At 65.9% G+C, this 18,051-nt stretch carries 18 protein-coding genes and 1 tRNA gene; 14 read left to right on the top strand and 5 right to left on the bottom strand.

The features are described from left to right. Positions 1-6 precede the first annotated feature (6 nt). Positions 7-774 carry a phosphatase PAP2 family protein gene (locus ACOGI7_RS16390; protein WP_419849810.1) on the bottom strand — a complete coding sequence of 256 codons (768 nt, stop codon included), beginning with the start codon at positions 772-774 and terminating at the stop codon, positions 7-9. A gap of 36 nt (positions 775-810) precedes the next feature. After that, entirely contained in the window at positions 811-1,806 is a 996-nt protein-coding gene (locus ACOGI7_RS16395; RefSeq protein WP_419849811.1) for a lysylphosphatidylglycerol synthase transmembrane domain-containing protein, read from the bottom strand. A gap of 122 nt (positions 1,807-1,928) precedes the next feature. Here ACOGI7_RS16395 and ACOGI7_RS16400 point away from each other — a divergent pair, with 122 nt between their 5' ends. From ACOGI7_RS16400 to ACOGI7_RS16415, 4 genes are all read left to right on the top strand, one after another. Further along, the gene (locus ACOGI7_RS16400) at positions 1,929-3,563 is read left to right on the top strand and encodes an acetolactate synthase (RefSeq protein ID WP_419849812.1); all 1,635 of its coding nucleotides are present in this window, start codon (positions 1,929-1,931) and stop codon (positions 3,561-3,563) included. 113 nt (positions 3,564-3,676) lie between these two features. After that, positions 3,677-5,068, top strand: coding sequence for a TldD/PmbA family protein (locus ACOGI7_RS16405; RefSeq protein ID WP_419849813.1), 1,392 nt, complete (start codon positions 3,677-3,679; stop codon positions 5,066-5,068). A gap of 40 nt (positions 5,069-5,108) precedes the next feature. Further along, positions 5,109-6,455 (top strand): TldD/PmbA family protein, encoded by a 1,347-nt coding sequence (locus ACOGI7_RS16410; protein WP_419849814.1) that lies wholly within the window; start codon positions 5,109-5,111, stop codon positions 6,453-6,455. A 15-nt stretch (positions 6,456-6,470) separates the two neighbouring features. Continuing rightward, positions 6,471-7,307 carry an undecaprenyl-diphosphate phosphatase gene (locus tag ACOGI7_RS16415; protein WP_419849815.1) on the top strand — a complete coding sequence of 279 codons (837 nt, stop codon included), beginning with the start codon at positions 6,471-6,473 and terminating at the stop codon, positions 7,305-7,307. Here the strand turns inward: ACOGI7_RS16415 and ACOGI7_RS16420 are convergent. Beyond that, positions 7,304-7,945 (bottom strand): SAF domain-containing protein, encoded by a 642-nt coding sequence (locus ACOGI7_RS16420; protein ID WP_419849816.1) that lies wholly within the window; start codon positions 7,943-7,945, stop codon positions 7,304-7,306. The genes ACOGI7_RS16415 and ACOGI7_RS16420 overlap by 4 nt on opposite strands. A gap of 1,189 nt (positions 7,946-9,134) precedes the next feature. Here ACOGI7_RS16420 and ACOGI7_RS16425 point away from each other — a divergent pair. After that, positions 9,135-9,440, top strand: coding sequence for a hypothetical protein (locus ACOGI7_RS16425; RefSeq protein WP_419849817.1), 306 nt, complete (start codon positions 9,135-9,137; stop codon positions 9,438-9,440). Positions 9,441-9,952: 512 nt separating this feature from the next. On the opposite strand, the gene ACOGI7_RS16430 is transcribed toward ACOGI7_RS16425, so the two are convergent. Both ACOGI7_RS16430 and ACOGI7_RS16435 read right to left on the bottom strand, forming a co-directional pair. Next, positions 9,953-10,747, bottom strand: coding sequence for an S-methyl-5'-thioadenosine phosphorylase (locus ACOGI7_RS16430; protein WP_419849818.1), 795 nt, complete (start codon positions 10,745-10,747; stop codon positions 9,953-9,955). Positions 10,748-10,756: 9 nt separating this feature from the next. Then, the gene (locus ACOGI7_RS16435; protein WP_419849819.1) at positions 10,757-11,125 is read right to left on the bottom strand and encodes an FmdB family zinc ribbon protein; all 369 of its coding nucleotides are present in this window, start codon (positions 11,123-11,125) and stop codon (positions 10,757-10,759) included. A gap of 76 nt (positions 11,126-11,201) precedes the next feature. Between ACOGI7_RS16435 and ACOGI7_RS16440 the strand changes: the two genes are divergently transcribed. From ACOGI7_RS16440 to ACOGI7_RS16480, 9 genes are all read left to right on the top strand, one after another. After that, complete coding sequence (locus ACOGI7_RS16440) at positions 11,202-11,780, top strand: glycerol-3-phosphate acyltransferase (RefSeq protein ID WP_419849820.1); 579 nt, start codon at positions 11,202-11,204, stop codon at positions 11,778-11,780. Positions 11,781-11,823: 43 nt separating this feature from the next. After that, positions 11,824-13,029, top strand: a complete 1,206-nt coding sequence (glp, locus tag ACOGI7_RS16445; RefSeq protein WP_419849821.1) for a gephyrin-like molybdotransferase Glp — start codon at positions 11,824-11,826, stop codon at positions 13,027-13,029. A 70-nt stretch (positions 13,030-13,099) separates the two neighbouring features. After that, a complete protein-coding gene (moaA, locus tag ACOGI7_RS16450) occupies positions 13,100-14,083 on the top strand; it encodes a GTP 3',8-cyclase MoaA (protein WP_419849822.1) in 984 nt (327 codons plus the stop codon). Between the two features lie 35 nt (positions 14,084-14,118). Next, positions 14,119-14,622, top strand: coding sequence for a cyclic pyranopterin monophosphate synthase MoaC (gene moaC, locus ACOGI7_RS16455; protein WP_419849823.1), 504 nt, complete (start codon positions 14,119-14,121; stop codon positions 14,620-14,622). A gap of 447 nt (positions 14,623-15,069) precedes the next feature. Then, complete coding sequence (locus tag ACOGI7_RS16460; protein ID WP_419849824.1) at positions 15,070-15,357, top strand: hypothetical protein; 288 nt, start codon at positions 15,070-15,072, stop codon at positions 15,355-15,357. Between the two features lie 66 nt (positions 15,358-15,423). Further along, positions 15,424-15,497 (top strand) — tRNA-Ala (locus ACOGI7_RS16465). A gap of 31 nt (positions 15,498-15,528) precedes the next feature. Further along, on the top strand, positions 15,529-16,533 hold the full coding sequence (locus tag ACOGI7_RS16470) for a phosphotransferase family protein (RefSeq protein WP_419849825.1): 1,005 nt from the start codon (positions 15,529-15,531) through the stop codon (positions 16,531-16,533). Positions 16,534-16,570: 37 nt separating this feature from the next. After that, positions 16,571-16,939, top strand: coding sequence for a hypothetical protein (locus ACOGI7_RS16475; protein WP_419849826.1), 369 nt, complete (start codon positions 16,571-16,573; stop codon positions 16,937-16,939). A gap of 2 nt (positions 16,940-16,941) precedes the next feature. Beyond that, a complete protein-coding gene (locus ACOGI7_RS16480; RefSeq protein ID WP_419849827.1) occupies positions 16,942-18,051 on the top strand; it encodes a hypothetical protein in 1,110 nt (369 codons plus the stop codon).

An 18,051-nucleotide genomic window follows, 5' to 3' on the forward strand; every position in this document is an offset into this window, starting at 1 on the left:
TTCAGGTTACTCGCGGTTTCTCCATTTGTGGAAGCCCCTTGCCCCGGCCCAGCCCAGGCCCAACGCCCCCAGCCCGCCCACCGCGTCGATCCAGTAATGGTTGGCGGTCACCACGATGGCGAACAGGGTCAGCCAGGGGTAGGCGGCGATGGCCCATTTGGCCACCGGGTTCACCAGATGCTTGCGCAGCGCCAGAAAACACCACATGGCCCAGGCGAAGTGCAGGCTGGGCATGGCGGCGTACTGATTGGAGAGCGTTTCGGCCGCTCCCTCGGTAAACGACCACAGCCCGCCCAGATCGGCCACGGTGTCGACATACCCGGTGTCGGGCAGGTTGCCGCCGTAGCGCCCGCCCACCGACAGCAGGCGAGGGGGCATCAATGGGAACAGGGCGAACCCCGCCAGAGCCGACCCAGTGGTCAACAGGCCAGTGGTGCGCCAGAACGGGTAGTGCCGGGGGAAGCGCCAGTAGAGCCAGATGAGGGTGAAGGCGGTGACCGCGAAGTGGAATAGCCCGTAGAACAGGTTCCAGAACTGGATGAACGACACCCAGCCGATGAACAGGTCTTGCAGGTCGCGCTCGAAGTACAGCCCGATGCTGCGCTCCCAGTCGATCACCAGCTCGGCATTGGCCTGCGCCTCGCCCGGCTCCACCGCGGCGGAGCCGAACTGGTTCCGCACCCAGGAGTAGATGCCGTAGAAGGCCCCGATGACCGCCAACTCCAGGTACCAGCGGGGCCGGGTGCGGCTCTTGGAACCGATGCGTGGCTTCAAAGTGGACAGCTTCATGGGAGTCCGGGGCGGACTGGGTCAGTCCCTTTGTTGAGAACGGCTGGCCCGTTGCCAGTGGCGGCCGCCGAAGACCAGCGCCGGCAACCCCACCAGGCTGCCGGCCACGGTGAGGAAGTAGAGCAGCAGCCCCATGGCGATGGCCCGCTCGTCGATCACGCCCAAGTCGCGGAGGAACAGCACCAAGAACCCCTCCCGCACGCCAAGCCCTCCCAAGCCAACGGGCAGCACCTGGATGATGAGCACCGCGGGGATGAACGCCATCAGCTCAGTGGGCCCCAAGCCGTTGATCCCCACCACCTTGGCCGCGCACCCGGCGGCGGCCAGCATTATCGCCTGGTAGATGAAGGCGGTGACCAGCACTCGGCCGGTGTCGCGGGGCTTGGCCCGCAGCTCGTCGATGCCCATGTGCAGTCCGTTCACAAAGCGGACCCAGCCGTTGCGCCGGCTGACCCATCGGCCGAACCACTGATTGCCCACCAGCAGCAGGATCAGTCCGAGAGCCAGCAGGGTGACGCCGGCAGTAATCGCCGCCACTCGGGAGGGGGCGCCCAAACCCCGCAGCTCTTCGTTGAGCGCCAAGCCCAACAGCGTGAACACCGGCAGCACGATCCAGCCGCTGAGCCGCTCCAGCAGCACCGAGGCGAAGCTGTGGGGGCCGTCGCCGGTGTCGTTGGACAAGCGGGATATCCGCAGCACGTCGCCCCCCACCGTGGTGGGCACGAAGTTGGAGATGAACATTCCCGCCATGTAGTGCGAGAACATGCGCCGGGGCTTCACTTCCAGCCCCAGGGCGATGGCCACCTCATACCACCGGGCGGTGGCCGCCATGTTGCCGATCACGGTGAGCATGAGCGCGCCGATCAGCCAGAACGGCGTGGCCGAGTTGAAGTCGGGCCACAGTTGGCCGGCGTCGAACGAGGGCAGCCACCAGATCAACAAGAAGAACAGGGCCACGCTGATGCCCACCCGGAGCACGACGCTGAGCACCCGGCGGGTGGTGTGCTTCTCAGTCAAGCCCGGGCTCGCAAACGTGTAGGGGTGACTCCGGGCACGCGCATCCGGTTGAGGCGGCCATCGGGGTCATTCAGTAAAGGCTATTGCCCCGCCGCGCCCCTATGGATATTACGGTGAGGCCAATGTCGGGAAAACAGGTCACCGGCCACGGGGGCGATCAGGTGCTGGCTGCGCTGGCCCCCTTCGGCGTGCAGGAGCTGTTCACCCTGTCGGGGGGCCACATCTTCCCGCTGTACGACGCCGCGGTGAAGCAGGGCGACGTGGTGCTCTACGACGTGCGCCACGAGCAGACCGCGGTGTTCGCGGCCGAGGGGCTGGCCAAGCTGACCCGCCGTCCGGGGGTGGCCGCGGTGACCGCCGGCCCCGGGGTGACCAACTCGGTGAGCGCGGTGACCACTGCCTGGCTCAACGGCGCGCCGCTGGTGGTGCTGGGAGGCCGGGCCCCGGAGGCCCGCTGGGGGTCGGGCTCGCTCCAAGAGCTCGACCACGTGCCCATCCTGGCTCCGGTCACCAAGCAGTCGCTCACCGCGGGAGGCGGCGACGATCTGGCCGAGGCCACCTATCGGGCAGTGCAGGCCGCCATGACCCCCCACCGCGGCCCAGTGTTCGTGGACTATCCCATGGACGTGATCTTCTCCGAGGGCTCCGGCACCGTGCCCGACGAGCCGATGCCGGTGGGCGAGGCCCCCGACCCCGACGGAGTGGCCGCGGTGGCCGGCATGGTGGCTGCCGCTCGCTGTCCTGCGGTGCTGGTGGGCACCGACGTGTACTGGGACGGTGCCTGGGACGCGCTGCGGGCCTGGGTGGAGGCCCAGCGGCTGCCCGCGTTCGCCAACGGTCTGGGCCGGGGATGCCTTCCCGCCGACCACGAGCTGTTCTTCAGCCGCACCCGGCGCCAGCTGCGCACCGACGCCGACCTAGTGATCGTGGTCGGCACCCCGCTTGACTTCCGGCTCTCGTTCGGCCGGTTCGGCGATGCCCAGGTGGTGCATCTCACCGACAGCGCGGAGTCGGTGTCGACCCACGCCCAGCCCGCGAAAGCGGTATCGGGCGATCTGGTCCGGATGCTGACCGCTCTGGCCGAGGGCCCCGCGCCGGCCCACCCGTCGGAACGCGACCAATGGGTGGCCAAACTGCACGATGCAGAAGACGCGGCCCGCGCCGACGAGGAGGACCTGCTGACCACCGCCGCTGATCCAATCCTGCCCACCCGGGTGTACGGGGAGCTGCGCCAGGTGCTCGACCGGGATGCGGTGGTGATCGGCGACGGCGGCGACTTCGTCTCCTACGCCGGGCGTTTCGTGGACTCCTACCTGCCGGGCCACTGGCTGGATCCCGGTCCCTACGGCTGTCTGGGCACCGGCATGGGCTATGCCATGGCTGCTCGGGTGGCCCATCCCGACCGCCAGGTTGTGCTGCTGTTGGGCGACGGGGCCGCCGGGTTCTCGCTGATGGACGCCGACTCGCTGGTGCGCCACAACCTGCCGGTGGCCATCGTGGTGGGCAACAACGGTTGCTGGGGGCTGGAGAAGCACCCCATGCGCCAGATGTACGGCTACGACGTGGCCGCCGACCTCCAAGAGGGGTGCCGCTACGACCAGGTGGTGTCAGCCCTGGGCGGCGCCGGAGAGACGGTGGAGCGCCCCGACGACATCGCCCCCGCCCTCAAGCGGGCCCTCGACGCCGGTGTCCCCTACGTGGTGAACGTGATCTGCGACCCCGAGCACGCTTACCCCCGCCGCTCCAACTTGGGCTGAGTTATTGGCGGGGCCCTGTTCCCGGTTTGAGGAAGGGGGTGGGTAGGCTACGGCGGCAAGACAAAGGGAGACGTTGTGATCGACGAGCTAGGTGAGAGACGGGGAGCACAATTGTGATCGACGAGTCTGTGGTTTCGAGCACGCTGAGTGAGGCGCTGCGAACAGGAGGCGAGTTCGCCGAGGTCTTTGCGGAGGATCGGCGCTCGTCGTCGGCGCTGCTGGATGACGGCAAGGTGGAGGAGTTGAGCTCGGGGCGCACCCGGGGCGCGGGGATCCGCGTGGTGGTGGGGGAGACCACCGGTTTCGCCCACACCTCCGACCTGACCGAGGCCGGTCTGGCCAAGGCAGCTCGGGCTGCGGCGGCCGCCGCCCGAGGCGGAGGCGGAGGCCGCCAAGTAGTGGCGCTCGACCGGGTTGACGCTCCGGCGCCCAACGAAATCGAGGTGCTGCCCGAGACCGTGGCCAAAGCCACCAAGGTGGATCTTTTGGGCCGGGCCGACGAGGCCGCCCGGGCGGCGGGATCGGCCATCTCCCAGGTGTCGGCCCGCTACGCCGACGGCCGCCGCCGCATTTTGGTGGCCAACAGCGACGGGCTGCTGGCCGGCGACGACCAGGTGCGCACCCGATTCGCGGTGTCGTGCGTAGCGGTGGGCGACACCGGCATGCAGACCGGCTTCGAGAGCGTGGGCCGCCCCATCGGCTTCGAGCTGTTCGACGAGTACGAGGTAGACGCCCTGGCTCGCACCGCGGCCAATCGGGCGCTCACCAAGCTGGCCGCCCAGCCCGCGCCCAGTGGCTCGATGCCGGTGGTGATCGGCCCCGGCGGCGGCGGCGTGCTGTTCCACGAGGCCTGCGGACACGGCCTCGAGGCCGATCTGGTGGCCAAGCAGGCCTCGGTGTTCCGCGATCGGGTGGGCGAGCAAGTGGCCCATCCCGAGGTCACCCTCATCGACGACGGCACCATGGCCCGGGAGTGGGGGGCCTACGCCATCGACGACGAGGGCCGCCCCGCCCAGCGCAACGTGCTCATCGAGAACGGGGTGCTCACCGACTACATGTGGGATCTGCTCCGGGCTCGCAAAGAGGGGCGGGAGAGCTCGGGCAACGGCCGCCGCCAGAGCTATCAGCACCTGCCCATGGTGCGGATGACCAACACCTATCTGGCCAACGGCACCGAGAATCCCACCGACATCATCGCGGCCACCGATCGCGGGGTGTATGTGGCGCATTTGGGCGGCGGCCAGGTGAACACCGCCACCGGCGATTTCGTGTTCGGGATGAGCGAGGCCTACCTGATCGAGAACGGCCAGATCGGCCCCCCGATCCGGGAGGGCAATCTCATCGGCAACGGCCCCGAGGTGCTGGCCGGAATCGAGGCGCTGGGCAACGATTTCGCCATGGGTTCGCCCGGCACGTGTGGAAAGGACGGCCAAGGCGTCCCGGTGGGTGACGGCACTCCCACGCTGCGGGTGGCGTCGATGACCATCGGCGGAACGGCCGCGTGACCGGTCGCCGATCGCGGACCGGCATCGACGGGACTGTTGCGTGAATCCCGAGGAGCTACTGGAGATCGCTGAGCGCATCGTGGGCTGGAGCCGCGACGGCGAACAGATCGAAGCAGTGGTCGGCCACAGCCAGGAGACCGAGGTGCGGGTGTACGAGGGCGAGATCGAGTCGCTGTCGGTGGCCGAATCGCAGGGAGTGGGCATCCGGGTGATCGCCGACGGCCGCCAGGGATTTGCCCACGCGGGCACCCTCGATCCCGATGTGCTGGAAGAGACCCTGGCCGAGGCCCGCGACAACACCGTGTTCGGCTCTCCCGACGAGTTTTTCGGACTGGCCGAGCCCGACGGGGTGGACCCTCCCGAGCTCGACCTCTACAACGAGGCTCTGCTGGAGTTCAGCACCGAGGCCAAGATTGACTTGGCCCTGGAACTGGAGCGGTTGGTGCAGGCTGGAGATTCCCGCATCGTGGGGGTGGAATCGGCCGACTACGGCGACGCGGTGAGCGCCGATGCCATCGCCACCACCACCGGCATCCGCAGCACGGGGAGGGACACCTCGTGCTATCTCACCGCCTACTCGCTGGCCTCAGAGGGCGACGAGACCCAGACTGGTTTCGGCTTCTCGGTGGGCCGAGAGCCGAGCACCCTCGATGTTGCGGAGGCGGCGGGCGACGCGGTGGAGCGGGCCACTCGGATGCTGGGGGCCACCCAGCCCCCCACCGAGCGTGTCACCGTGGTGCTCGACCCGTTCGTGACCGCCCAGTTCCTGGGCATCATCGGCGGCACCCTGTCGGGCGAGGCAGTGCTCAAGGGCCGGTCGCTGTTCGCCGACCGCCTGGGCGACCAGGTGGCCGCCGCCATCGTCACCCTGGTGGACGACCCCACCAACCCGGAGGCATTCACCGCCTCCGACGCCGACGGCGAGGGCCTCGCCACCCGGCGCAACCAGCTGATCGGCGGCGGCGGACTCGAGCGGTTCCTGCACAACAGCTACACCGGGCGGCGGTCGGGATCGGCCTCCACCGGGTCAGCGGTGCGAGGCTACGCCAGCACCCCCGGCGTGGGCTGCCAAGCGCTGTCGCTGGTACCCGGCGACCGGACGCCCGATGAGCTCATCGCCGGCATCGACAACGGGGTGCTGGTGCAGGGCGTGTCGGGCCTGCACTCGGGGGTGAACCCGGTGAGCGGCGACTTCTCCACCGGCGCCGAGGGGCTGCGCATCCGCAACGGGGAGCTGGCCGAGCCGGTGAGGGAGATCACCATCGCTTCCACCCTCCAGCGAATGCTGCTCGACGTGGCCGCGGTGGGATCCGACCTCACCTGGCTGCCGATGAGTTCGGCCGGAGTGTCCCTGGTGGTGACCGAAGTCACCATGTCGGGTGCATAGTCGGTAGCAAGGGCCATGTCGGTCCTGCACGCCATATTGCTGGGCATCGCCCAGGGGCTGACCGAGTTCCTGCCGGTGTCGTCCAGCGGGCACCTCCAGATCATTCCCTGGCTGGCTGAGTGGGATGATTTCGAGGGCCGAGACGACCTCAAGAAGGCATTCGACGTGGCTCTCCACTTGGGCACGCTGGTCGGGTTGGTGGCCTGCCTTCGCCGAGAAGTATGGGCACTGGTGCGTGACGGCATCGCCGCTGTTGTCAGCCGTCGAGGCCCGATGACTGATGAGGGTCGGCTGGCGTGGCTCTTGGTGCTGGCCACCGTGCCGGCCGCCGCCGTGGGGGTGGGACTGCGGTCGGTGATCGACGAGGCCGACGACGAGGTGTGGCTCACCGCGGTGATGCTGGCAGTGTTCGGCGTGCTGTTGTGGTGGGCTGACCGGCGCCAGGGGCGGCGAGAAACCAGTGCCGTCGGGGTGCGCGACGCCGTGCTGCTGGGGCTGGCCCAGGCCTGCTCTCTCCAGCCGGGAGTGTCGCGGTCGGGAGTGATCATCACCGCGGGGCGACTGCTCAGCTTCGACCGGGAGGCGGCGGCCCGCCTGGCCATGCTGATGAGCGTGCCGGTGATCGCCGGTGCCGCGGTGTACCAGTTCATCGACATCGGCGGATGGGGGGGCATTCCCGCCGATGCCCGAGCCGGGTTCGCGTGGGGTACCGCAGCGTCGGCGGTCACCGGTTTCGCCGCGGTCAAAGGGCTGCTGGCCCTGGTGCGCACCCGCAGCTTCGGCCCGTTCGCGGTGTACCGGGTGTTGGTGGCCCTGCTGGTGCTCAGCCTCATAGCGGCTTCGGTGCGCTAACCGGATTGCACCAGAGCCAGGGTGACCGAGCCCTGGATCACCGCCGAAGCGACGGGGAGCAGCTCTTGGTCGGTAACTGCGATGGTGACGGCGTGCTCAGCTTTGTCGGTGACCACCGCGGCGTTGGCCACGGTGAGAGTGGCCTGGGTTTGGGCACCACTCTCATCGGAGATCGGCAGGGTCACCAGCACGTCCACCCGGTCGCCCGCGGCCAGCGGGGGCATGGCAGTGTGGGCAGGAACGGCCACCTCGGTTCGATCACCGATGGGGATTCCCCCCAGTCGGGCCGCGGTCACCACATCACCGACGTGAAGGGCAGCCGAGGCCACCTCGTCGCCGGTAAGGGCCGACATCGCATCGGGCGGCAGCACTCCCACGGGGTATCGGCGGGTCTCGGTATTTGCCTCGTCCAGTGGTTGTCCGGCCTCAATGGTCTGGATGGCCACTACCACGGGGGTGAGTTCCCCCAATGAGGGGCCACCCCCCGCCATCCCGGCGACGGCCGCCACCGCCAGCCCGGTGATGCCCGCGGCCGCGGCCACCACCAGCCAATAGCTGCGTCGCCCACCGGGCAGCCGGGCCAGCAGAGAGCCCCGCCACGTCAGGGGTTGGTCAACACTTTCAGCAGATGCGTCCACCGGCGCGCCTCCGCCATGGAAGAAATAGGGGAAGCACGGCCCAGGTTAGCGGCTGAGTGGTGGCGTTTGGAACACACCAGAGAGATTGCCGAATCATGGTTCGGTTGTGGCGGCTTGGCGTTGGCGCGGTGTGTTCCGGTTGGCCGCGAGGTGGTCCGCCTGGTGGCCGGTTTTCTGGTTTGGAGTGGTGTTCCCGGTTTTTTTCTCAGGGTTGCCCGGCCTAGCCGCGGTTGTTGCCGGCCGGGGTGTTTTGCCTGGTTGACGCTAGTTTCGCCGGCTTCTCAGCGGGACTGGGTCAGCGGTGGGGGCGCGGTGGGGTGTGGTTGGGGCTTGACTCCGGGGGGGGTGCGGGGCTGTAGCCCAGTGCGGCATGAGGCGTCGTCTTGTTGTTCTGGCGGTTTGTGTTTGCGTGCTCGGGGCGGGTCTTGCTCTGGCTGGCTCTGGCTCGGAGCCGGTTGCGGAGGCCCATGATTACACCGTGCCGGTGAAGAGGAAGAGTGTGCGAGGAAACATGGAGCGAATCAGTCAACGTCCGAATGAAACCACTCGCAAGCTGGCAACAACTCTATATAGTACGGGCATACAATCGTGCAACCGGAGAGACCATAGTGTTTGATGGGATTAACTATACCGTACCGGTCATCGCTGCTGCTTTAGCATGGTTGGCTGGCGGATCTGCACTTGTTGCTTCGGTTAAGGTTGTTGCTACACTTGTAGCTGCTTGGGCTCTAGCAGAGACTGGCGTAATCATCTATCGGGAGCAGTCTGGGCAAGACTGGGCGAGATTGTTCCCTGAACAAGCAGCAGTGCATACTAATGGCGACAAATACTGTATGCCCGGCACTGATACACACAACAACAAGAAATGGAAGAGGCACCAGGAGTCAGTTACGAGCACTGATCTCGTAGCTGGTTACAAGACGGAAACAGTTGCCTCGATTAGTTTCTGTAAGGAGGCCTAGTTCTGTGGTCGACGACATCTGCAAGACGAAGAAGACCGCTTCGCTGAATGGTGCTGAGAAGATCTTGGTTTGCATCATTTCGACCATTGTGGTGTTAAGCACCGTTGGATTCTTGCTGGTTTCTCCATACAAATACTACTTGTTAGGGTTCAACTACGTTCTTGTCGCAATAGGTATCAATTTAGCAATAAAAATAAGATTGAAGCGCCGACGAGAGAGCAGATCAAATGAAAGCGTTGATGGCTACAAGACACGAACTCAGTCAACTGTCAGCTATTGCAAAGAAACTTAGAACATTGAAACCACAACAGAACAAGCCTAGGGCCACCACCATAGTCCTCATCAGCATTATCCCTGCTGGAATTGTTGGGATATTAGCTGGTATATTGGGAGAGATCCTAGAATACCCAATGTTTTACGTAGTATTTTATCCAATTGTCGTTGTGATCGTGATAGTTGCTTCGATTTGGGCACGGGCATGGAAGCAAAGGCACTTAGTTGAAGAGCCCGCCCCACGATCTCCAGAAATATGAGATACGGTAGCTACTATGAGTTTTGTAAAGAGGTATAAGATCTTGATGGCAACAGGAATAAAGGGATTACTGCGGACAAAGACACCGCGTTCACTCTATTTGGTTCCTGCGTCGTTTTGTTTTGGATTTATGATTCTCCGAGAATTCGTTGAGGAGAATTTAATTTACTATCCAATATTTTCAACAGTGTCTGTATTGCTTATCTTGTGGGCCTTTTGGTTCAGGAAACGCACGCTGGCTTTGGCACGCATCAATCAAACCTGAACGTGGCTAAGCGTTAAACTCTATCGATGGTCACGACAGGTCGGTCTTGATCGCAGGCGATGTGTTGCTCAGGGTGTCTCCGTTGAAAGCATCGGCAACTTGGGAGGTTTTGTTGGGATGGGTTCGGTTTGAGGGCTGTCTGCGTTGTTTTGCCGTCCTTCTCGTGGTGTAGGCGTGCGGCGCAGGCAGCTCTCAAACCGAACCCATCATAGCGCTATGGTGTATACGCCGTGGTCTTCGCCGCCCCTCTAGGGCAGGGGTGGGTCGATGTTGTTGGTTTGCGCGGAGCAGTCGGGGAGGTTGTGGGCGATGGCCCGAATGGCGCCGAAGAGAACGGCTCGCATTCGGTCGAGGTTCTGGGCGAAGAAGGCGAACACCTCATCTTGAGTGACCGGCTGGATGCGGGGATCGTCTTCCAGGCCCGCGTCGTAGTCGGTGACCAGAGCGGCGGTGGCGTAGCAGATGCCCAGTTCGGCGGCGAGGGCGGCCTCGGGATACTGAGTCATCCCCACTACGTCCCAGCCGTTGTCGCGGAACCAGCGCGACTCGGCCCGGGTGGAGAAGCGGGGGCCCGAGATCACCGTTATGGTGCCTCCGTCGTGGGCGGTCATGCCCTCGGCCCGGGCGGCCTGGAGCAGTGCCTGGCGGAGCTCATCGCAATAGGGATCGGCCAGCGAGACGTGGTTGGTGACGGTGTCGAAGTAGGTGTCGGCCCGACCCGAGGTGCGGTCGACCAGCTGATCGCACACCACCACATCGCCGGGGGCCAGCTCGGGGCGGAGCGAGCCGCAGGCGCTGGGGCCGAAAATGGCCTGCACGCCAGCCTGGCGCAGGGCCCACAGGTTGGCCCGGTAGTTGACCTTGTGGGCCGGGAAGCGGTGGCCGGGGCCGTGCCGGGGCAGAAAGGCCACCTCGATATCGTCCACCGAGCCGATGGTGAGCGGACCCGACGGTGGCCCGAATGCGTCGTCGCCCGGAACTTCGACTGCGTCGTCTAGCAGGGAATAGAGACCGGAGCCGCCGATGACGCCGATCTCGGGCATGACTGCCAGCTAGTCGTCGGAAGAGCCTGAGGCGGCCTTGGCCGGCTCGCGGCTGGAGGACTCCGATGAGCTGTTGTCGGACTTCTCGGTGCTGGACTTTTCTGACCCATTGGAGCTGTCGCCGTTGGAGGAAGAGCCGGCCACAGTGGACGACTTGGCTCCCGAGCGGCTGTCGTTGCGGTAGAAGCCGTCACCCTTGAAGGTGATGCTGGGGACGCTGAAAACCTTGGCCACTTCGCCCTTGCCAGGCTGGGTGCAGGCGGCGGGGCTGGCGATGGAGTCGGCTTCGGGGCAGCGGGTTAGGGAGTCTTCGGAGAACGACTGGATGACCTCGAAGCGGGTGCCGCAGGTCTGGCAGCTGTAGTCGTAGGCGGGCACGGATTTAAAGGATAGGGGTGGCGGTTGTTTTTTGGCTATCTGAGGGGTCTGGATCCGTTTCACTACGATGTGGCCCGTGGACTGGGCTTGGTGGCTTGTGCTGGCCGGGTATGCGTGGGGGACGTTTCCGGGCGCGCTCTTGGTGGGGAGGTATACGGGGCACGATCCGACTCGGGAGGGATCCAAGAACCCGGGGGCCAGCAACGTATACCGGGTGGCGGGGCGGTGGCCGGCCGCTTGGGTGCTGCTCAGCGATGTGGGAAAGGGATTCATTGCTGCCGGGTTGGGCGTGCTCTTTGGGGACCAGTTGATTGGAGCTGTGTGCGGGGCGGCGGCTGTGGTGGGCCACATTGTGCCCCTGGGTCGCTATCGCGAGGGGGGCAAGGGGGTGGCCACCTTCGGGGGGATGCTGCTGGCGCTGACCCCAGTGGTGGGCGTGATCCTCATTGGCGTATGGGCGCTGGCCCTTGCAGTAACCAAGCGGGCCGGGGCGGCCTCGATAGCGGCCACGGCGGCGGCACCGGCCTCAGTGGCCATTCAGGGTTGGCCTGCACTGGAGGTGGTGGTGGTTATCGGGGTTGCGGTGGTGGTTATCGCCCGCCACCATGAGAACATTCGTCGCATGTTGCGTAGAGAAGAACCGGCGCTCTGGTGATGTCTCACCCAAGATGTGCCGATTCGGTTGACAGGAGTTGGCAATGATTCCGCTTTCTGAAGCCCAAGAGCTGGTACTGGCGGGCTGCGACGTGCTGGACGAGGCAGTGGTGCCCGTCGACCACGCCCGAGGACTGGTGACCACCGAGACAGTGCTGGCCCCCGAGTTGGTGCCCCCGTTCGACAACACGGCGATGGACGGATTTGCCGTGCGGTCGGCCGATGTGGCCGATGCCCCGGCGACCCTGGGCATTGCGGGAACAATCCCCGCGGGGGTGGCGCCCGACATCACCGTGGGAGCTGGGCAGGCGGCGCGCATCATGACCGGTGCGGTGATCCCGCCCGGTGCCGACGCAGTGGTGATGGTGGAGCTGACCGAGGCCAGCGCCGACGGAACGGAAGTGACCGTGGCCCAGTCGGTGCCCGAGGGCAACCACATTCGCCGGGCCGGCGAGGATCTGACGGTGGGCCAGACGGTGTTCGGTCCGGGAGAGGTGCTGACCCCCGGGCACTTGGGGGTGCTCACCAGCCTGGGCATGTACGAGGTGAAGGTGCGGCCGAGGGCCCGAGTAGGGGTCATGTCCACCGGCGACGAGCTGGTGGAGGGGCCGCAGCCGCTGGAGAAGGGCCAGATACGCGATTCCAACCGGCACACGCTGCTGGCCTTGCTGGCTGAGGCCGGATGCGACCCAGTGGACCTGGGCAGCATGGCCGACGACGAGGATGAGATCACCGCCGGGATCAGGGCCGGTGTTGAGAAGTGCGACGCCCTGTTGACCTCGGGCGGGGTGAGCATGGGCGACTACGACTACGTGAAAAAGGTGCTCGACGAGATTGGCGATATGTCCTGGATGCAGGTGGCCATCAAACCGGCCAAGCCTCTGGCCTTCGGGTTGGTGGAGGGGATCCCGGTGTTCGGGCTGCCCGGCAACCCGGTGTCGTCCATGGTCTCGTTCGAGCTGTTCGCCCGGCCTGGTTTGCGCAAGATGATGGGCCACCCCTCGGGGTCGTGGCACCGTGCGCCGATTATGGGCCGGGTGGCCGAACCGCTGCACCGCCGCCCCGACGGCAAGACCCATTTCGCCCGGGTGCGGGTGGAATATCACGATGGCGAGTACCGGGCTCGCTCGGCCGGGGGCCAGGGATCGCACCAGCTTTCGGCTATGGCCGCGGCCGATGCCCTGGCGGTGCTGCCCGATGGTGACGGCCTCGACGTCGGCGAACCAGTGTCGCTGCTGATCCTTCGCTAGGCGCGGCCCCGTCCAAGCCGGTTTGGCTTTCCACAGTGTGCTCGGCGGTTTATTCGGCCAGAATGGGGGAGTGAGCGTGCCGCTGATCGACAGCTTCGGGCGGGTCCACCGGGATCTGCGCATCTCGGTGACCGACCGGTGCAACTTCCGTTGCACATACTGCATGCCGGCCGACGGGCTCGACTGGCTGCCCCGCGAAGACCTGCTCACCTTCGAGGAGATCGAGCGCATCGCCGCACTGATGGTGGACCGGTTCGGCATCGACAGCATCCGGCTCACCGGCGGGGAGCCCACCGTGAGGGCCAACTTGCCGGTGCTGGTGGAAAAGCTCGCGGCATTGGACGTCGATCTCGCCCTCACCACCAACGGGGCCACCCTGGGCCTTCTGGCCGACAAACTGGTCGCCGCCGGGCTTCGGCGAATCAACATCTCGCTCGACTCCCTTCAGCCCGATCGGTTCGAGCGACTCACCCGCCGCAACGACTTGGACCGGGTGCTCGACGGTATCGACGCCGCCCTGGCTGCCGGCTTGAACCCGGTGAAGATCAATGCGGTGATGATGCGGGGCATCAACGACGACGAGATCGTGGATTTTGCCCGGTTCGGCCGTGACAAGGGCGTGGAGGTCAGGTTCATCGAGTTCATGCCGCTGGACGCCGACCTGTCGTGGAGCAACGACAAGGTGGTCACTTTGGACGAGATCGTGTCCACGGTGGCCGAGGCGTTCCCGCTGGCCCCGGTCGAGCGATCGCACTCGCCGGCCGCGGTGTGGCACTACGCCGACGGCCGGGGCTCGTTCGGGGTGATCGCCAGCGTGACCGACGCCTTCTGCGGGAGCTGCGACCGGGTGAGGCTCACCGCCGAGGGCATGTTCCGCAACTGCCTGTTCGCCGTGGACGAGCACGATCTTCGGGAACTGCTGCGCTCGGGGACAAGCGACGATGAGATTGCCGCGGTCATCTCGGGTGTGGTGATGGACAAGTGGGCTGGGCACGCCATCAACCAGGTGCACTTCATTCGCCCCGGCCGTTCGATGTCCCAGATCGGGGGGTGACATGACATGGAGCCTGGCGTGGCGAAGAGGGTGACATGACCGACGTCGGCTTCACCCACCTGGACCCCCTCGGCCGGGCCCGCATGGTGGACGTGACCCCCAAGGATCCGACGCACCGCCGAGCCATCGCCCGGGCCAAGGTGTTCATGAGCGCCGACACCGCGTCGGCAGTGGCCCGGGGAGCCATCGGGAAGGGGGACGTGTTGGCGGTGGCCCGAGTGGCGGGCATCCAGGCGGCCAAGCGCACTCCCGAGCTGATCCCGCTGTGCCACCCGCTGCTGGTGGGGGCGGTGCTGGTGAATTTTCGGATCGAGGACGCCTATATCGAGATCGAGGCCGAAGTGGAAACGGTCGATCGAACAGGGGTGGAGATGGAAGCTCTCACCGCCTGCTCGGTGGCCGCGTTGACCGTCTACGACATGTGCAAGTCGCGGGACAAAGAGATGGTGATCGGCGAGGTAGCCCTGTGGGAGAAGACGGGTGGGCGCTCGGGCCACTACCGCCGCCAGGAGGATGCCGACGCGGCCCACGACGACTGACCGCCTCCGACGTCCAGCCTGCGGTAGACGGGCTGGCGCGGGTGGACTTTCTGTAGTAGAACTGTAACAAGTGTCAAGGCCTTGTAATGTCCGTCGGCTGGCGGTCACGAATCGTTCACACGTTTTTCAGTCGGGGTCGGGGCGCGACCATCCACCAATGAGTGCGTCCGAGGGGCTTACCATTAATTCTGCAAGGGACTCCCTAGATTGGTGACATCAGTGTTGCTCATGATCTTGGCAGCTGCTTGGGCTGCCTTTTTGCTTCCGCCCCTGATCCGCCGAGCGCGCAACGGTCAGTTCGGGAGCCGGCGCCGGTCGCCGCAGCTAGGTTTTGGCACCCCCCTTCGCTCGGTGCACCCCCGCTTGGCTGAGCGGGGTGCCATGGCGGCTCCAGTGGTGGCCCTTCGGCCCAATATCGCCTTGCCGCCTCGGGTGTACGCTACTCAGATGGCTTCGAACTCGAATCGGGGCATTCCCCGCACGTCGATCGACGCCCGCCGTCGTCGGCGCCGCATCTTGGTGACACTCATCGTGGGTGCGCTGGCCTCGTTTGTGCTCGCCGTCTATTTGGGCGGTTTCGCCCTGGTGGTACACCTGCTGATCGACGCGCTGCTGCTCGGCTACGCCATGCTGCTGGTGCAGCATCAGAGGACCCGCGAGGATCGGCTCAATCCAATCGACGTGGATGCCCCGCAGACCGGCCCCTGGGACGTGGCCTCCGGCGGCGAGCGCTGATCTCCTTTTCCTGCTGATTCCAATCGTTTCCCGGCAGCGGCCCCCACTAATCTGTGCGGCGTCTTTGGGGCTGTAGCTCAGTTGGCTAGAGCGCCTCGTTCGCAACGAGGAGGTCGGCGGTTCGAGTCCGCTCAGCTCCACTCAGCCTTGCGCTACTAGCGTGACCCGTCGATGGGGAGCGATTTCGATTCAGCACTGGAGGGGTTCATCCGGCGGCGTCTGGGGGATGTCGGCGGGCTCCGGGTAGAGGGCGAGGCTCGAGTCACCGGCGGGCAGTCGAGGGAGAACTGGCCGTTCGATCTGTTCTGGGAAGAGGGCGGGCAGTCGCACCATCGCCGCCTTTTCCTTCGACGCGATCCGGTGGGCAGCGTGCTCGAGACCGACCGCAGAGTGGAGTTCGAGGTGCTGCGGCGGTTGCACGACCAGCCGGTGCGGGCCCCCGAGGTGGTGTGGCTGGATGCCGACGGGTCGGAACTGGGCCGCCCCGCGATGGTTATGACCCGCTATGACGGGCACAACGACCACTACATACTTCAGGGAGGCAGCAGCCAGCTCGACGAGGACACCCGGGCCGGCATCGCTTCGCAGATGGTGGACCTGATGATCGAGATCCACGCCCTGGACTGGAAGGATGCCGGGCTCAACGATGTGCTGGCCGTGCCCGCCGACCCGGCGGAGGCGGCCATCGACGAATGGGCCGCGGTGGTCGAACGCCAGTCGTTGGAGCCTCAGCCGCTGCTGGCCCTGATTGAGCAGTGGCTGCGGCGGAACCGGCCGGAACCCGGTGAGATCACCGTTGTCCACGGAGACATCAAGCCGGGCAATGTGCTGTTCGAGGGCGACCAGGTGCAGGTCTTGCTGGACTGGGAGACAGTCCACTTGGGGGACCCGGCTGAGGATTTGGGGTGGGTGACGAATCCGGTTCGCCGGATTGAGCACCAGATTCCCGGACGGTGGGAAGCAGATGATCTGCTGTCGGCCTATGAGGCTCGCACTGGCCGGACCGTCGACCGGGATGCGGTGCGATTCTGGCAGGTGCTGGCCAACTACAAGCTGGTGGCCATTGTCATGACCGGAGTGCGCAGCTTCTGTGACGGTCGCACCCTTCGGGTGTGGTCCGGGGCTGGACTTCTTGAAAATGTGTTGTTGGCCCAAACCGCGGAGGAGTTGAGATGACATTTTCGCCACTGGCCCTGACTAGGCGGGATTTGCTATGAGACCCACGCTGAGTGAGCAGATTGAGGGCGCCCGCCAGGTACTGGTGGAGTTGGCCGCGCCCGAGGTGACTGACCCCTATGTGCAGGAGCAGATCACCTTCGCGGCCGCCGCCCTGGAGCGCGCCGCGACACGATGGCCCGAGGTGCTGCCCGACCTGGTGACCGACGTCCGTGCTCTAGAAGAGGTCTTGGGCATCGAACCCGCGGAGCTGGTCGAAGCCGTGCCCGGGGTGGCCCACCTGGCCGCCGCCGAGGAGTATCACCGGAACCTTCGGGCTCGGCTGACCGAAGAGATCATGAGCGGGTCTGTGCCGTCTCCTGCGGTGCGGGCCTACCTGGCCAACTCGACAGAAAGGCTGAAGTAGCCATGCTCGGACCCCTTGACGACACCCTCTGGCACCAGATCGCCGAGCCGTTCGAGCACGTCGGCACCTCTGATCCCCGCTTCTTCGACCGCTACTGGTTCGCGGTCTACGACCCGGCCGGGCAGGCTGCGGTGCAATTCACCATGGGGTCGTACAACAACATGAACGTGATCGACGGCGGGGTGGTGATGGTGCGGGGCGGTACCCAGCACAACCTGCGGGCGTCGCGGGCACTACGTCCCCGCTTGGAGCCCGAGGTCGGGCCGATGCGGGTGGAGCCCACGATCCCGCTGGAGGAGCTGCGGGTGATCCTGGCTCCCGGCGACCACTCCATCGCCTGCGATCTGGTGTGGCGGGCCGAGCTGGCCCCCGAGATCGAAAAGCCCCACGTGGAGCGGGAGCGGGGCCGGGTGGCCCAGGACTATCAGCGGTTCAACCAGGTGGGAGTGGTGGACGGCTGGATCACGGTGGGCGACGAGGGCCTGACGGTGGACGGCTGGTGGGGCGGTCGAGACCACTCCTGGGGAGTGCGGCCCGCGATGGGTATTCCCGAGCCGGTCACCGGCCCGCCCCGACAACACAGCGAGGTCGGCACGCTGTTCTACTTCCTGTTCTTCTCCACCAACCGCCGGGCCGGCCATGTGCAGATCATGGAGCGGGGATCGGAGCGGGTATACCTCACCGGGCTCATCCGAGACCGGGATGCCCCTGATACCGATCGCCACGTCACTCGGGCCGAGCTATCGCTCGACTTCTTCGACGGCACTCGGCGGTTCTCATCGGCCGGTATGGCGGTGAGCCTGGACGACGGGCGCTCGCTGCGGCTCGGTTCAGCGCCGCTGGGCTCGGCGGTGGCCATGGCCGGACTGGGGTACAGCGGCGGGTGGAACGATGAGCTCGGCCTCGGCGTTTACCGGGGTGAGTCCTACATCGAGCACGAGGTCTGGGACGTGAGCCATCCAGCCGATGTGGTGAGGGCCTCAGGCGAGGTGTTCACCCCGATGCACCGCATCGCCCCGGTCACCGTCACCACCGATGACCCCGACGAGACCGGCACCGGCAGCCTGACCATGATCGCCAACGGCCGCCTCCCCCAGTACGGCCTGGATTGA

The sequence above is a fragment of the Candidatus Poriferisocius sp. genome (assembly GCF_965204145.1).
Classification (GTDB): Bacteria; Actinomycetota; Acidimicrobiia; order Acidimicrobiales; family Bin134; genus Poriferisocius.

Bases quoted from the DNA above. Each gene is read 5' to 3' on its own strand.
- ACOGI7_RS16460 (WP_419849824.1), top strand. From the start codon at position 15,070: ATGGCTTCGAACTCGAATCGGGGCATTCCCCGCACGTCGATCGACGCC.
- ACOGI7_RS16480 (WP_419849827.1), top strand. From the start codon at position 16,942: ATGCTCGGACCCCTTGACGACACCCTCTGGCACCAGATCGCCGAGCCG.
- moaC (WP_419849823.1), top strand. From the start codon at position 14,119: ATGACCGACGTCGGCTTCACCCACCTGGACCCCCTCGGCCGGGCCCGC.
- ACOGI7_RS16470 (WP_419849825.1), top strand. From the start codon at position 15,529: ATGGGGAGCGATTTCGATTCAGCACTGGAGGGGTTCATCCGGCGGCGT.
- ACOGI7_RS16430 (WP_419849818.1), bottom strand. From the start codon at position 10,747: ATGCCCGAGATCGGCGTCATCGGCGGCTCCGGTCTCTATTCCCTGCTA.
- ACOGI7_RS16400 (WP_419849812.1), top strand. From the start codon at position 1,929: ATGTCGGGAAAACAGGTCACCGGCCACGGGGGCGATCAGGTGCTGGCT.
- ACOGI7_RS16425 (WP_419849817.1), top strand. From the start codon at position 9,135: ATGAAAGCGTTGATGGCTACAAGACACGAACTCAGTCAACTGTCAGCT.
- glp (WP_419849821.1), top strand. From the start codon at position 11,824: ATGATTCCGCTTTCTGAAGCCCAAGAGCTGGTACTGGCGGGCTGCGAC.
- ACOGI7_RS16415 (WP_419849815.1), top strand. From the start codon at position 6,471: ATGTCGGTCCTGCACGCCATATTGCTGGGCATCGCCCAGGGGCTGACC.
- ACOGI7_RS16475 (WP_419849826.1), top strand. From the start codon at position 16,571: ATGAGACCCACGCTGAGTGAGCAGATTGAGGGCGCCCGCCAGGTACTG.